Source organism: Acinetobacter sp. HR7 (genome assembly GCF_000773685.1).
Classification (GTDB): domain Bacteria; phylum Pseudomonadota; class Gammaproteobacteria; order Pseudomonadales; family Moraxellaceae; genus Acinetobacter; species Acinetobacter thermotolerans.
Map to the genome: position 1 here is coordinate 1 of NZ_JPQO01000083.1, position 14,381 is coordinate 14,381.

Below are 14,381 nucleotides of genomic sequence, written 5' to 3' on the forward strand. Positions count from 1 at the left end.
CTATTTCAGGACAAGACAATTTACTGTGCTTATAGAGTCAAAAATCGTGAAATCGCGATTCGCATCTGTTTAAGATAACCGGTAAAGAAGTGATTTGCACCGGGCAGGATGGTAAGCAAATGGTGCTGTGGTTTAGCCCATTCAATCAGATCTGACAATAAGGTAATGTCATCGGCTTCACCATGCAGGAACAGTATGTCACCTTTAATATGTGGGGTCGCATAATGGCGTAAACCGGCAACCGTTGCAGTTGGCAGGCCACATAGAATCATCTGCTTTGGTTGTAATTCCAAAGGTAAAGCTGCATAGCATTTTGCAATAACATGCGCGCCAAAGCTGAACCCCCCGGCAAAAAATGGTAGGCCGACATGCTGGGCACGCGCAAATTTGATCACCTCAAGGGTGTCATCCGTTTCGCCATAGCCTTCGTCGTGTACACCGGCACTTTGACCAGAACCACGGAAACTTGGACGATACACTACGCAGCCACGTTCCTGAAACATTTTTGCCAGTAACACGGGAACTTTGTGTTGGGGTGTACCACCCTGCAATGGATGAGGGTGGCAAACAATCGCGAATCCTTTCACTTCACCCTGTGGATAATCCACAAAAACTTCAATTTGTCCTGCAGGGCCCTGAAGAAAAATTTGTTCGGACATAGGGAAATCGATCAATAAGGGAGAGAAAGTTATATTTTACCGATTGTGTTCAGTAAAAACATGAATTGGAATTAAAATATCTGGACTGATATAGTTTGACTCATCATTTTTTAACCAGGTTGGCCATGCTTGCACTTATTTCACCCGCAAAAACACTCGATTACGAAACCGCTTTACCTATAGATCAGCATACCCAAGCCAGATTGTTGCAACATTCCCAGGAATTGATTGAAGTTGCCCGCAAGTTGTCTGCAACAGAAATTGCCAGTCTGATGTCGGTCAGTGAAAAAATTGCCAAGTTAAATGTCGAGCGTTTTCGTGACTGGCAGCCAGAATTTGATTTGTCCAATGCCCGTCAGGCGATTTTTGCCTTTAAAGGGGATGTCTATACCGGTCTGGATGCCTACAACCTCAAAGCACAGGATATTGACTATGCACAGCAGCATTTGCGTATGCTGTCGGGGTTGTATGGTCTGTTGCGTCCCCTGGACCTGATGATGCCATACCGTCTGGAAATGGGCACTAAGCTGGCGAACCCGCGTGGTCATAACCTGTATGACTTCTGGGGAACGATTATAACTGACTTGATCAATAAAGATCTGGCGGAAGTACAATCTGAGCTCTTAGTGAATATTGCCTCAGACGAATACTATAAATCAGTCAAAGAAAACAAAATCAAGGCAGAGATCATCAAGCCGGTGTTCCTGGATCAGAAAAATGGCAAATATAAAGTCATTAGTTTCTATGCCAAAAAAGCCCGTGGCTTGATGGCACGCTTTATCATTGAAAACAAGATTGAGCGTATAGAAGACCTGAAAGCATTTAATACAGATGGCTATTACTTTGATGCTGATAGCTCATTAAAAGGTGAACTGGTCTTTAAACGTGATGAACAAGAACAGGCTGCTGCTTAATTTTCATTAGTAGACTTAAAAGACCACCTCCGGGTGGTTTTTTATTGCTTTATAGATGTGTTAAATCAGTGCAAATATTAAGAACTAAATGTGTTCAGTAGAAACTGACTGCGATAAAAAGAGTCATTGGGCTAAAGCTTAACTCACTAGAGTGTTTGAAAAAAATCGGTTCAATAGGAGTAGGAAAGTGATGGCTAAGCAACTGTTTTTAAGTTGTTTATTTTATAACTTGTTGAAAATACATGAGACTGCAATTTTTCGCTATAGCAAAAAATCAAGACAATAAATACTTATACGTTGAAGAATTTTTAGGTTGATAAAATAAAATTTTAAATAAAAACAATAAATTAAATCTAATTTTTAAGTTTTCTGCTATTTGCGCTTTATCTTGTAGTTTGTGAACATATTATGAAGAATGGCAAAAAGAATGAAAATGCACCAAAAGTATGCAAATATATTTACAAATAAATAAAATAATTAACAATTCACATAAATAATTGAATACCTCATCACATAAATCTTGATTTATGGTATTAGCACAATTTTAAAATGTATAAGAATGCATATATTTATGAAAAGTTATGTAATTCCAGTTTGTGCATTATTAGTGGGTGTTAGCGCTTTCTATATTTATAAACAAAGTGAACATAGACGCCAGCAGGAAATCATTCGGGTCATTGAAGAAGCCAATCATTCCTTACAGCGAATCGAAGCCAGACATGCGCAACATTAAGCCACTCGGTCAGTTGGCACTATTTCTAAATATATAAAACGCATCACTTTTATTTGTTGTTCCCAGCAGGTAAAAAGTGATCGGACGAATTAACGCTAATTTTTAGAAACAATAAAAAATCAATGTGTTATAATTCCAAAAACGAAATATTGGGTCAGCAGGATGTTCTTGTAACTTACTGATTCAATTCATGTGTTCATGGGCTGCATCTGGTTATGCAGCTTTTTTGTTGCTGCTTCCGGCTAAAGTTTTTACCGGTAAGTCAGAATATTTGACCCGTCGAATCGCTATGCTGGCATATTCGTTGCTAAGACATTCCGCAAATGATTTATGGTTAAGTCTGTGAATTTAGTGGAATGCATAAAGCATAAAGTTTACTCAATAGGGGCTAGGTCATGACGACTCCTAATCCGTCTTCCGAAAACGTGCTTGAACGTCTGTTCAAACTGAGTGAAAACAAAACCAGTTTCCGAACAGAGGTGCTTGCAGGTGTAACCACGTTCCTGACGATGTGTTACATCATTATTGTCAATCCGATGATTTTATCCGAAACAGGGATGGATCATGGGGCTGTCTTTGTTGCAACCTGTCTTGCCGCTGCAATTGGCTGTTTTGTAATGGGTCTTATTGCAAACTATCCAATTGCACTTGCACCAGGTATGGGGCTGAATGCCTTCTTTACATACTCGGTATGTTTGGGTATGGGAGTGCCTTGGCAAACCGCATTAGGCGCTGTGTTTGTCTCAGGCCTGATCTTTATTGCCATCAGCATGTTCAAGATCCGTGAAGCCATCGTGAACGCCATTCCAATGTCACTGAAGTTCTCGATTGGTGGTGGTATTGGTCTGTTCCTGGCATTAATTGCGCTGAAAAATGCCGGTATCATTGTCGATAATCCAGCGACATTGGTGGGCTTGGGTGACTTAAAACAGCCATCTGTATTACTGGCATTACTGGGCTTTCTGCTGGTTGTGGTAATGCATCACTTTAAAGTCCGTGGTGCCATTATTATCAGTATTCTGGTGATTACTGCGATTTCAACCGCATTAGGTTATAACCAGTTCCAAGGCGTTGTTGGTGAGATTCCTTCACTGGCTCCGACTTTCCTGCAAATGGACTTTGGCAATCTGTTTACAGCCAGCCTGATCGGTGTGATCTTTGTGTTCTTCCTGGTGGATCTGTTTGACTCAACCGGTACACTGGTCGGTGTTTCACACCGTGCCGGTCTGTTAAAAGATGGCAAATTGCCACGCCTGAAAAAAGCACTATTTGCCGATTCTTCTGCAATTGTTGCCGGTGCAGCACTGGGTACATCTTCAACTACACCATACATCGAGTCTTCTGCCGGTGTTGCAGCAGGTGGCCGTACTGGTCTGACTGCAGTTGTTGTGGGTCTGCTTTTTATTGCCTGCCTGTTTCTGGCACCATTGGCACAATCAGTTCCAGGTTTTGCCACTGCACCCGCACTCCTGTTTGTGGGTGTGTTGATGATTCAAGGGATTGTGCACATTGACTGGGAAGATATTACTGAAGCGGTACCATCATTCCTGACCATCGTGTTCATGCCATTTACTTACTCAATTGCAGATGGTATTGCGATGGGCTTTATCAGCTATGCATTGATTAAGTTGCTGACAGGTAAAGCGAAATCTGTACCGTATATGGTCTGGATTGTAGCAGTACTGTGGGCATTAAAATTTGCGTTATTTGGTGGTTAAATCATCAAATTCAGCTAAGGGGGTGTAAACTTAGTTTACACCCTTTTTATTTCTCTCAGGTTTAATCAGGAGTAACAATGAACCGTCTTGAGTTGATTCAGGCTCTGCCAAAAGCCGAGCTGCATGTGCATATCGAAGGTACTTTTGAACCTGAGTTAATGTTTGCGATTGCACAGCGCAATGAAATTAGCATTCCATATAAATCGGTCGAAGAAGTCAAGCAGGCTTATAATTTCCATAATCTGCAATCTTTTCTGGACATCTATTATGCCGGTGCCAATGTCCTGATTCATGAACAGGATTTTTATGATCTGGCTTGGGCTTATTTTGAAAAATGTGCCGAAGATAATGTCGTGCACACCGAAATGTTCTTTGATCCGCAAACCCATACTGATCGTGGAATTGCCTTTGAAACCGTAATCAATGGCTTAAAACGTGCCTGTATTGATGCAGAAAACAAGCTGGGGATTACTTCACATCTGATCATGTGTTTCCTGCGCCATCTTAGTGAAGATGCCGCATTTGAAACTTTGGAACAAGCATTACCTTATAAAGACCAGATTATCGGGGTAGGGCTGGATTCCAGTGAAGTCGGCCATCCGCCATCCAAATTCGAACGCGTGTTTGCCAAGGCGCGTGAAGCAGGTTTCCTGATCGTAGCGCATGCTGGTGAAGAAGGTCCGGCAGAATATGTCGGGGAAGCTTTGGATTTACTGAAAGTGAACCGGATTGACCATGGGGTACGTTCTGAAGAAGATCCGGCATTGATGCAGCGTCTGATTGCCGAAAAAATGCCGCTGACAGTTTGCCCACTATCAAATTTGAAGCTGTGTGTGGTCGATGATATGAAGCAGCATAATATTCGTCGTCTGTTGCAGCAGGGCGTGCACGTGACTGTTAATTCAGATGATCCGGCTTATTTTGGTGGCTATGTGAATGACAACTTTATTGCCATTGCTGAAGCTTTAGATTTAAGCAATGAAGAGTTAAAGCAGTTGGCGATTAATTCCTTTGAAGCCTCATTTATCAGTGAAGCGGATAAGGCCAACTGGATTAGCAAAATCAAAGTAATCGATTAATTTGTTGTTGTAGGATTGAAAAGGTAGAGTGCGCTCTGCCTTTTTCTGTTGAAAGAGTAGGTGAATGAAAAAATATATTATGGCGGTATCAGTGGCAGTTTTGTCTTTCTGGACCCATAGCCAGTCTGATATGAGCCTGACCCAGAAAGCCCTAAAACCGGTGATTGCCTATCAATGCGGGCAGGAACTGAAAGAGTCTAAACTCTGGAAAGTTTCGACTTATCTGATGCAGGACAGTAATAAAGCCAAACTGGAGCACAATGTTTGTAATTGTGTTGGCGAAAAGGCGTTGAAAGATATTCCAGCAACGACTTTGCTTAAAGCTACCGTAAGTGAAGAAGCCAAAAATCAGGTGGCGCGTCAGGCAGTCGCGAACAGTTTAAAAGGCTGCGTACAGGAACTGGTGAAGTAAGCAGATTTCATTTGGCGTTGCTTAATTGTGCAACTGACCAGCCAGACCGAAATAGTGATTTATTAATGCTGTAAATTTCGGCAAAATAGCGCATCTTTAATTTATAACAAAGGATTTACAGTGAAAAAATTAGCAGCTGTTCTTGCCCCAATGGCTTTTATTTTAACTGCATGTGTTACCGCTGATGGTACAGGTACAACAGCTGGGAATACCGCAAACGGTCTGGCGATGACTGCAGTGAAAGTGGGTGTACAGGCGAAATGTGTCACTGAAATCAACAACAACACCTACTGGAAAACAGCTTCTAAAGTTTTAACGGAGACTCAGCAATCTGAGCTACAAACAGAAGTATGTTCATGTGTGGCAGATAAGGCGACTACCAGCGTAACCGTAGCGGATCTGGCCGTAGCAGCGATGGACAAAACGACTCAGGCTACTTTAGCGACTAAAATTGTAGCGAACTCACTGAATGCCTGTGTGGTTGAAGTTTTGAAAAACTAAGCAGAAGTTGCTTAAATTGGCGGCCACTTCGGCCGCTTTTCTATTTGCGCTGAACAATTGAAGGAAAGATGATGCGAATTGCAGGTGTGGATGAGGCAGGGCGCGGACCGCTGGTTGGATCAGTGGTGGCTGCGGCAGTGATTCTGGATCCGAATAATCCGATTGAAGGCCTAAATGACTCGAAAAAGCTCACCGAGAAAAAGCGTGAGAAGCTGTTTGTCGAGATCAAAGAAAAAGCCCTGGCCTGGGCGATTGCGGAAAGTTCTGCTGCGGAAATCGATGAGCATAATATTCTGCAAGCCTCTTTGCTGGCGATGCGCCGTGCAGTGGAAGCTTTAAGCATTCCACCGGATCATGTGCTGGTCGATGGCAACAAGATTCCGCAAGGTCTAGCGATGAGTTGTGATGCGATCGTCGGTGGGGATGCTTTACATGCCGAGATTTCAGCTGCGAGTATTCTGGCTAAAGTAACCCGTGACCATCAGATGATTGAAATGGATCAAAAATATCCGCAGTTTGGCTTTGCCAAGCATAAGGGGTATCCAACCAAGGCACATTTTGAAGCTATTGCCGTGCATGGGGTGATTTCCGAACATCGACGCAGTTTTGGGCCAGTACGTAAGGCGATTGCTGCGATGCAGGAGCAGGCTGAACTAGACCTATAAGGTATTTAGTCAAACATATTATAAATACATAGAATGTCTAAATGGACATATCTTAAACGTGCAGACAAAATTAAAGCGGCTACTAGGCCGCTTTTGATTTTTCTCAGAATTAACGATTGTAGTTATTCTGATGCGTATCTTCTTCGTATGAAGGTTGGTAATCCTGGTCGATATGTTGAAGATGTTCATGCATTGCACGTTCATGCTGAATGCGCTGGTAAATTTCTTCCCGGTGGACCGAAACTTCCTTTGGTGCATTCACCCCAATACGTACCTGGTTACCTTTGACACCAAGTACTGTTACGCTGACTTGGTCTCCAATCATTAAAGTTTCTCCGACACGGCGAGTCAGAATCAGCATGTTTATCTCCTTGCAAAACGCTAAACGTGCATTCAATTTAGAATGTTTGTTGAAACACAACCTGAAATCACAAGTGAAAATCAGAACAGATCACCACACACCAGCTGGCTTGGGATTATCATCTATTTAAATTTTCTATAAATCCTCGTCCTTAATATAGCAGAGCCACCATAGTAAAAACTATAGTGGCTCTGATTTTTTATCATCTTTTGTAAATTAATATCAGCTCAGGATATTAAGAGACAAAATTAGTGATTAAGCACGCGCGAATGATTCGCCTTGTTCACGGTCCAGACCGAAAGCAGTGTGCAGTGTGCGAACTGCCAGTTCCAGGTATTTCTCGTCAATAATCACAGAGATTTTGATTTCTGAAGTAGAGATCATCAGGATGTTGATGCCTTCATCTGCAAGGGCAGTAAACATTTTGCTTGCTACACCAGCGTGAGAACGCATACCTACACCGACGATCGACACTTTTACGATGTCATCACGAGTCGCAACTTCACGTGCATTGATGTTACGTGCAGTTTCTTCCAGGATCGCTTTCGCTTTTGCAAGCTCACCACGGTTTACAGTAAACGTGAAGTCAGTTGTACCGTCTTCTTCCACGTTCTGGATGATCATATCGACTTCGATATTGGCATCACCAATTGGTTTCAGGATTTTTGATGCAATACCTGGCTCGTCAGGCACGCCCAAAATAGTCAATTTTGCTTCGTCACGGTTAAACGCGATACCAGAGATAATTGGCTGTTCCATGTTGTCTTCCAATTCAGTAGTAATAAGAGTTCCGACGTTTTTCTTGAAGTCTTCGTCAAATGCACCATCGTTGTCATTATCGAAGCTTGAAAGAACGCGTAAAGGCACTTGGTATTTACCAGCAAATTCTACTGAACGAATTTGAAGGACTTTAGAACCGAGTGACGCCATTTCTAGCATTTCTTCAAAAGAAATACGGTCTACTTTTTTCGCTTTAGGAGCAACACGAGGGTCAGTCGTATATACGCCATCAACGTCTGTGTAAATCTGGCATTCATCTGCTTTCAGGGCAGCAGCAAGTGCAACACCTGAAGTATCCGAACCACCACGGCCCAGGGTGGTTGTGTTGCCATCAGCATCAAAGCCCTGGAAACCGGCAACCACAATCACGCGGCCTGCATCCAGGTTTTCATTCAATACGTCAGTATCGATAGATTCAATACGGGCTTTGGTGAATGCGCTGTCAGTTTTAATACCAACCTGGCGTCCAGTTAAAGATTTAGCTTCAACACCGAGTGACTTCAACGCCATTGCAAGCATGGAAATCGTTACCTGTTCACCTGTAGACACCATCTGGTCAAGTTCACGTGGATCAGGGGTTTCGGTAATGGCCTTCGCGAGAGCAAGCAGACGATTGGTTTCGCCACTCATTGCTGATACCACCACCACCACTTTGTGGCCATGGTCATGCCAGCGCTTCACACGACGAGCAACATTGAGAATGCGCTCGGGAGTACCCATTGAGGTACCGCCATATTTTTGAACGATTAATGCCATAGTTGTTCCATATAAACCATGACCCTGATTTTCCGATCAGGGTCAGTTACACAAAATGAAGTTTTTATTTTGCTTCAAGCCAAGCTGCTAAATCAGCCATTACTGGAGCAAACTTCTCGTTAAGTGGCGCGCCACCTTGTGCCAAGTCAGGTTTACCACCACCTTTACCGCCTAGCTCGGAAGCTAAGTGTTTGATGATGTCACCCGCTTTAATAGAAGCAGTAAATTCTTTTGCTACAGATGCGATCAAGCTCACCTTGTCACCCTCTACACCTGCAAGCACGATTACTGCATTTTCTAATTTTGATTTCACACCATCATGCAGGTTGCGCAGTGATTTTGCGTCCATGCCTTGAACAGTCGTGATCAGTGTTGCACGTCCTGCAATGGTCTGAACCTGATTTAACAGTTCAGCAGCTTGTAGGCTAGCAAGTTTCTGGTTCAATTGCTCGATCTGTTTTTGCAGACTTGATGCGGTATCAACAAGTGCTTCAACTTTATCCAGGGTTTGGTCTTTTTGTGCTTTCAGCAATGCATTGATCGCGTGAATGTCGCGATCGGCTTTTTGTGCAGCTTCAACCGCTTTATGGCCAGTCACCGCTTCAATACGACGTACACCTGCTGCTACACCGCCTTCAGAGATGATTTTGAACAGACCGATGTCACCAGTACGTTTTACGTGAATACCGCCACACAGCTCGATCGAGAAGTTTTTCTCATCGATGATTGAACCCATAGACAGGACACGTACTTCGTCACCGTATTTTTCACCGAACAGCATCATCGCACCTTTGGCTTTCGCTGATTCGATGTCGAGCAGTTCAGTGGTTACTGGTGTGTTAGCAATCACTTCAGCATTAACAAGACGTTCGATTTCTTGCAGCTGTTCAAATGAAACAGGTTGATCGTTGGCAAAGTCGAAACGCAGGATGTCAGAAGCAACCAGAGAACCTTTTTGCTGTACGTGTGAACCCAGGATTTGACGCAGGGCAGCGTGCAGCAAGTGAGTCGCAGAGTGGTTGCGTGAAGTTGCAGCACGGATTTCAGCTTTTACAGTGGCTTCCACATTTTGTGCAACTTTCAGGTTACCCATGGTCACGATACCTTGGTGTACGATCGCACCACCAGATTTCTTGGTATCCTGAACTTCGAAAATACCGGTATCGTTTTTGAATACACCAGTATCACCGATCTGACCGCCGCTTTCTGCATAGAAAGGAGTTTGGTTCAGTACGATCAGGGCTTCATCGCCTTCAACCACTTCTTCAACCTGTTCGCCATCTTTATAGATTGCAACGATTTGACCTTGACCTGCAGTTGCATCGTAACCTTCAAACTGAGTTTCGCCTTCAACTTTGACAATAGAGTTGTAGTCGATAGCAAATTTACCAGCATCACGAGCACGTTGACGTTGTGCTTCCATTTCTTTTTCGAAGCCAGCTTCGTCAATGGTTAGGTCACGTTCACGTGCAATGTCGGCAGTCAAGTCAGTTGGGAAGCCGTAAGTGTCATACAGTTTGAATACTGTTTCACCTGGAATCACCGAACCTTTCAGTTGAGCCAGTTCACCTTCAAGCAGTTTCAGACCTTGTTCAAGTGTCTTAGCAAACTGTTCTTCTTCTTTGATCAATGCAGCTTCGATGCGGTCTTTGTTTGCTTCAAGCTCTGGATACGCAGCGCCCATCACTTCGATCAAAGGTTGCAGCATTTTGTAGAAGAAAGTACCGGTTGCACCCAGTTTGTTACCGTGACGAACTGCACGACGGATGATACGACGCAGCACATAACCACGGCCTTCGTTAGAAGGATTCACGCCATCCGCAATCAGGAAGCAGCAAGAACGCGCATGGTCAGCCACAACTTTCAGTGAAGCAGGGTATTGTATAGGTTCATTTTTTAATTGAGCAGCAACTTCTAACTCGCGTGTATCAACACCAATGATTTCAGCAGCAGCTTTTAACAGGTGTTGGAACAGGTCAATTTCGTAGTTTGAATTCACATGTTGCAGAACGGCAGAAATACGTTCCAGACCCATACCGGTATCTACAGAAGGTGCTGGAAGAGGGTGCAGTACGCCATCCGCAGTACGGTTGAACTGCATGAAGACGTTGTTCCAGATTTCGATGAAACGGTCGCCATCTTCTTCAGGTGTGCCAGGCAGGCCACCCCAGATGTGTTCACCGTGGTCATAGAAGATTTCAGTACATGGACCACATGGGCCAGTGTCACCCATGGCCCAGAAGTTGTCAGAAGCGTATTTCGCGCCTTTGTTGTCACCGATACGGATAATACGGCTAGCGTCCAGGCCAACTTCTTTGTTCCAGATGTCAAAAGCTTCGTCATCGGTTTCGTATACAGTCACGTACAGGCGGTCTTTAGGCAGTGCCAGCCATTTGTCGCCAGTTAGGAATTCCCAGGCAAATTTGATTGCATCACGTTTGAAGTAATCACCGAATGAGAAGTTACCCAGCATTTCAAAGAATGTGTGGTGACGAGCTGTATAACCCACGTTATCTAAGTCGTTGTGCTTACCACCCGCACGGACACATTTTTGTGATGTTGTTGCGCGAACATAATCACGTTTTTCCAGACCCAGGAAGCAGTCTTTAAACTGGTTCATACCAGCGTTTGTAAACAATAAAGTTGGGTCGTTGGCAGGAACCAGAGAACTCGACGCGACACGTGTATGCCCTTGCGATTCAAAGTAGCTTAAAAAAGCTTCGCGAATTTCAGCTGATGTCATAAAACGAGTACTCACAACCAAGTCACTCCATAATTTTCGATTTGGCAAAAGCAAGGCAGTCTGACAAGAAGGTTGGTTCTCTGCTGCAATGCGGGGCTTAAATTTTTAAAAACGCCAAATTATAACGGAAAATGCCTGTTCAACCAATGATTTTCCTATTTATAGATCATAAAACTGTAAGGAATGAATGCTGCTAAATTCAGGAAAATGCGCTGTAAAATCAAAAGCTATTGTCATTACAGCAATTTATTTCAAATCTCGGGAACAGAAACTTCAGATTGCCTGCAATAAAGCATGAATTTTTCGGTGAAATATTGGGCATTCTGCGTAATTTTTAGTGGAATTAACCGAATAATTATCAGTCAGCTGGATAATTCCATTAATATAGGCGCATAAAGTTATATGCCGCAGTAGGGAAGGTCGATGCAACGTATCGCAATTAATGGTTTTGGGCGAATCGGGCGCAATGTGTTGCGTGCATGGTTTGAAAATCCGAAAGATTTTAATTTTGACATTGTTGCGATTAATGACGTTGCCGATGTGGAAACCTTACTGCATCTCTTCAAATACGATACCACGCATGGCCGTTTTCCAGGGCAGGTGGATCTGACTTATGAAGATGAATGTGTTTTTCTGCATGTGACCTATCGTGATGCCTATCAGAAAGTCCAGGTGTTAAGACAGGCCAATCCAGCGGAAATGCCTTGGCATGAACTGAATATTGATGTCGTGCTGGAATGTACCGGCCTGTTCCGTTCCCGTACAGCTGCCACCCAGCATATCACCGCTGGGGCAAAACGGGTGATTATCGGTGCTGCACCGTTTGATACTGTTGATGCTGCAATTGTGTATGGCGTGAATCATACCGAAGTCAGAGAAAGCGACCAGATTATTTCCAGCGTGTCTTGTACCACACAGGCCTTGGTGCCATTAGTGAAAATCATTGATGATGCTTTTGGGATTGATACTGCACTGATGACCGAAATTCATGCGGTCACTGCAGATCAGTCGGTGTTGGATCATGCTCATCGAGATCTGCGCCGTGCCCGAGCTTCAGGACAGAATATTATTCCAACGACTTCCTCGGCTTTGGGTGCCTTAAAACGCGTGATGCCAAAAATGGAAAACCGGATTGATGGTTATTCAATTCGTGTCCCGACCATTAATGTCGCCGCGATTGACCTGACTTTTGTCACGCAGGCGGAGATTACCGATCATCAACTGAATGAAGCTCTGACTCAGGCAGCGCGGCAGGATTATGTCGAAATCATGTCGATTACTGATGAGCCGTTGGTCTCCTCGGATTTTAACCATTCACCTTATTCACTCATTGTGGATATGACCCAGACCATGGTGGTTGGCAAGCAGGCCAAAGTATTTGCCTGGTATGACAATGAATGGGGTTATGCCAACCGTTTACTGGATTTATGTCATTCCTTTAATGCTTAAATCTTTCTAATCTTTAAATTAAATAGCAGTATAATTTAAGTATATTGATATATAAAGAAAATTAATCCACTGTGCCAGTCGATATACGGGTCTGGCATTCCGATAAAATCGTTACAATCCCGCCGATTTTTTTGATTAAGATAAAACTCAGGCGACGAACTAGAAGAGCAAAAGCTATGTTATTAATGTGGGGCTTTATTACACTCCTGACTCTGGCGGTGATTTTTTTAATCTGGTTGCAGTTCAACCGGGTGGAGATTGGTCCTGAGTCTGACGGTGTGGCGGTTGAGCAGAAGGTTGCCAATCTGGAAGATAACCTGAAAAAGACCTTGGAAATCATGCAGGATCTGGCCAAGAAAATGCATGTACAGCAGGAAGTGCTGGATCAGACTTCAGCGAAACTGAAACAAGTGGAACTGCAAAATGCCGAGCTGGTGCAGCTACTGGCAAAAGTGGTGGAACCAAAGCAGTAATTCCTTGATCGAATTTGCTTACTGATCACAGTCCAGATGTTATTTAAATCAGTAGGCTGCGTAAAAATGCGGCCGAAACCATGCTGATCAGGATGGTGGGCAGCATGCTAAAGCGTGATGCAGCACATAAGGTCAGGACAATGGCAATCAGATCCACGGGATGCTCAGGTAAAAAATACGGAACCAGCATGGAAACCAGTACACAGCCCGGTATGATTTGTAGAATTTTTTGCTGACGTTTACTCAAAGTTTTATTTTTGAGTAGGACATAGCCAAGTATCCGGGTGCAGTAAGTCGTTAGTGCCACCAATAAAATTGCGATAAAAGTGCTCATCTGGATCATGCATCATCCTCCTGAATTAGCCAGAAGGCAGAAGCAATCCCGGACAGTGCACCAATCAGCACATACCAGTTGCCGGGTAGATATGCATAAGCCAGTGCGGCACAAACAAAGCTGGCCAACCAGGGCGGACTTCGGTAAATCCTTTCCACATGCCTCTCAGCAAAACCAGTACGATGGCTGGAAAAGCCATATCAAAGCCAAAATGGTGAATGTCTCCTAACACTGGCCCAACCCAAGCACCTAAAGTGGTAAAGCCGACCCAAGCCAGATACAGCACAAAACACAGCCCGGCATAATAAGTCATGCTAAAGGCATCGCGTAAACCGAACTGTGCTATTCGACGTTGTGCATCTGCCAGCCCGAAAGCCCAGCTTTCATCCACTATAAAAAATAAAGCAAGAAAAACTTTTCGATTGGGAAGATGTCTTAAATAAGGTGTTAGCGTTGCACTAAGCAGGATATAACGGCTGTTAATCAGAAAAGTAAAAAGATCAGAGTCAGTAAATGAGGTGGATTAGTCCATGCTTCTAAAACAGCAAATTCGGAACCACCAGCGAAGTTTAGCCTGGTCAATAATGGCACTTCAATCAGGCTAAAATCTTTCTGATTCGCAAGTGCACCAAGACTAGCGCAAGAGAAATTACACCTAACAGTACAGGAGTACAGTCTTTCACACCACGCTGGAATTCACTCATAGGTATTGCATCAAAATGAGTGGGTGGTGGTTGAATGGGAAACATAGATGGTCTGAGTTTACCGTCATAAAAAACTGTTATTTTATCCCTTTAGCCGTAA

14 protein-coding genes and 1 pseudogene are annotated in these 14,381 nt (G+C 43.7%); 9 read left to right on the forward strand and 6 right to left on the reverse strand.

The features are described 5' to 3' along the window. Positions 1-29: 29 nt before the first annotated feature. A complete protein-coding gene (locus GW12_RS04980; protein ID WP_034584320.1) occupies positions 30-659 on the reverse strand; it encodes an alpha/beta hydrolase in 630 nt (209 codons plus the stop codon). 125 nt (positions 660-784) lie between these two features. Between GW12_RS04980 and yaaA the strand changes: the two genes are divergently transcribed. The 7 genes from yaaA to rnhB all read left to right on the forward strand — a co-directional run bounded on the left by yaaA (position 785) and on the right by rnhB (position 6,681). Continuing rightward, a complete protein-coding gene (gene yaaA / locus GW12_RS04985) occupies positions 785-1,573 on the forward strand; it encodes a peroxide stress protein YaaA (RefSeq protein ID WP_034584321.1) in 789 nt (262 codons plus the stop codon). A 571-nt stretch (positions 1,574-2,144) separates the two neighbouring features. Next, positions 2,145-2,306: a hypothetical protein gene (locus GW12_RS15760; protein WP_161788379.1), complete on the forward strand. Its 162-nt coding sequence runs from the start codon at positions 2,145-2,147 to the stop codon at positions 2,304-2,306. A gap of 395 nt (positions 2,307-2,701) precedes the next feature. After that, on the forward strand, positions 2,702-4,024 hold the full coding sequence (locus GW12_RS04990) for an NCS2 family permease (RefSeq protein ID WP_034584323.1): 1,323 nt from the start codon (positions 2,702-2,704) through the stop codon (positions 4,022-4,024). Positions 4,025-4,101: 77 nt separating this feature from the next. Beyond that, on the forward strand, positions 4,102-5,103 hold the full coding sequence (locus GW12_RS04995; protein ID WP_034584325.1) for an adenosine deaminase: 1,002 nt from the start codon (positions 4,102-4,104) through the stop codon (positions 5,101-5,103). 64 nt (positions 5,104-5,167) lie between these two features. Beyond that, positions 5,168-5,515, forward strand: coding sequence for a hypothetical protein (locus tag GW12_RS05000; protein WP_034584327.1), 348 nt, complete (start codon positions 5,168-5,170; stop codon positions 5,513-5,515). Positions 5,516-5,635: 120 nt separating this feature from the next. After that, a complete protein-coding gene (locus GW12_RS05005) occupies positions 5,636-6,016 on the forward strand; it encodes a hypothetical protein (protein ID WP_034584328.1) in 381 nt (126 codons plus the stop codon). A gap of 71 nt (positions 6,017-6,087) precedes the next feature. After that, the gene (rnhB, locus tag GW12_RS05010; RefSeq protein WP_034584330.1) at positions 6,088-6,681 is read left to right on the forward strand and encodes a ribonuclease HII; all 594 of its coding nucleotides are present in this window, start codon (positions 6,088-6,090) and stop codon (positions 6,679-6,681) included. A 109-nt stretch (positions 6,682-6,790) separates the two neighbouring features. Here rnhB and csrA read toward each other — a convergent pair whose 3' ends face one another. The 3 genes from csrA to alaS form a co-directional block, all read right to left on the reverse strand. Then, the gene (gene csrA, locus GW12_RS05015) at positions 6,791-7,042 is read right to left on the reverse strand and encodes a carbon storage regulator CsrA (protein WP_034584332.1); all 252 of its coding nucleotides are present in this window, start codon (positions 7,040-7,042) and stop codon (positions 6,791-6,793) included. 255 nt (positions 7,043-7,297) lie between these two features. Further along, positions 7,298-8,578 carry an aspartate kinase gene (locus tag GW12_RS05020; RefSeq protein WP_034584333.1) on the reverse strand — a complete coding sequence of 427 codons (1,281 nt, stop codon included), beginning with the start codon at positions 8,576-8,578 and terminating at the stop codon, positions 7,298-7,300. 64 nt (positions 8,579-8,642) lie between these two features. Beyond that, positions 8,643-11,336 (reverse strand): alanine--tRNA ligase, encoded by a 2,694-nt coding sequence (alaS, locus tag GW12_RS05025; RefSeq protein ID WP_171077666.1) that lies wholly within the window; start codon positions 11,334-11,336, stop codon positions 8,643-8,645. Positions 11,337-11,744: 408 nt separating this feature from the next. Between alaS and GW12_RS05030 the strand changes: the two genes are divergently transcribed. Then, positions 11,745-12,770: a type I glyceraldehyde-3-phosphate dehydrogenase gene (locus GW12_RS05030; protein ID WP_034584336.1), complete on the forward strand. Its 1,026-nt coding sequence runs from the start codon at positions 11,745-11,747 to the stop codon at positions 12,768-12,770. Between the two features lie 176 nt (positions 12,771-12,946). Beyond that, positions 12,947-13,243, forward strand: a complete 297-nt coding sequence (locus tag GW12_RS05035; RefSeq protein ID WP_034584338.1) for a hypothetical protein — start codon at positions 12,947-12,949, stop codon at positions 13,241-13,243. A 43-nt stretch (positions 13,244-13,286) separates the two neighbouring features. Here the strand turns inward: GW12_RS05035 and GW12_RS05040 are convergent, their stop codons facing one another. Continuing rightward, positions 13,287-13,586, reverse strand: a complete 300-nt coding sequence (locus tag GW12_RS05040) for an AzlD family protein (protein WP_034584340.1) — start codon at positions 13,584-13,586, stop codon at positions 13,287-13,289. Beyond that, positions 13,583-14,326, reverse strand: a pseudogene (locus tag GW12_RS05045) (AzlC family ABC transporter permease). The gene GW12_RS05040 and the pseudogene GW12_RS05045 overlap by 4 nt, the downstream one beginning before the upstream one ends. Positions 14,327-14,381: the final 55 nt, after the last annotated feature.

Excerpts from the sequence above, each read along its gene's own strand:
- GW12_RS05035 (WP_034584338.1), top strand. The coding sequence starts at position 12,947 with ATGTTATTAATGTGGGGCTTTATTACACTCCTGACTCTGGCGGTGATT.
- GW12_RS05020 (WP_034584333.1), bottom strand. The coding sequence starts at position 8,578 with ATGGCATTAATCGTTCAAAAATATGGCGGTACCTCAATGGGTACTCCC.
- GW12_RS04995 (WP_034584325.1), top strand. The coding sequence starts at position 4,102 with ATGAACCGTCTTGAGTTGATTCAGGCTCTGCCAAAAGCCGAGCTGCAT.
- GW12_RS05000 (WP_034584327.1), top strand. The coding sequence starts at position 5,168 with ATGAAAAAATATATTATGGCGGTATCAGTGGCAGTTTTGTCTTTCTGG.
- GW12_RS04990 (WP_034584323.1), top strand. The coding sequence starts at position 2,702 with ATGACGACTCCTAATCCGTCTTCCGAAAACGTGCTTGAACGTCTGTTC.
- GW12_RS15760 (WP_161788379.1), top strand. The coding sequence starts at position 2,145 with ATGAAAAGTTATGTAATTCCAGTTTGTGCATTATTAGTGGGTGTTAGC.
- rnhB (WP_034584330.1), top strand. The coding sequence starts at position 6,088 with ATGCGAATTGCAGGTGTGGATGAGGCAGGGCGCGGACCGCTGGTTGGA.
- GW12_RS05040 (WP_034584340.1), bottom strand. The coding sequence starts at position 13,586 with ATGATCCAGATGAGCACTTTTATCGCAATTTTATTGGTGGCACTAACG.
- GW12_RS05030 (WP_034584336.1), top strand. The coding sequence starts at position 11,745 with ATGCAACGTATCGCAATTAATGGTTTTGGGCGAATCGGGCGCAATGTG.
- csrA (WP_034584332.1), bottom strand. The coding sequence starts at position 7,042 with ATGCTGATTCTGACTCGCCGTGTCGGAGAAACTTTAATGATTGGAGAC.
- yaaA (WP_034584321.1), top strand. The coding sequence starts at position 785 with ATGCTTGCACTTATTTCACCCGCAAAAACACTCGATTACGAAACCGCT.
- GW12_RS04980 (WP_034584320.1), bottom strand. The coding sequence starts at position 659 with ATGTCCGAACAAATTTTTCTTCAGGGCCCTGCAGGACAAATTGAAGTT.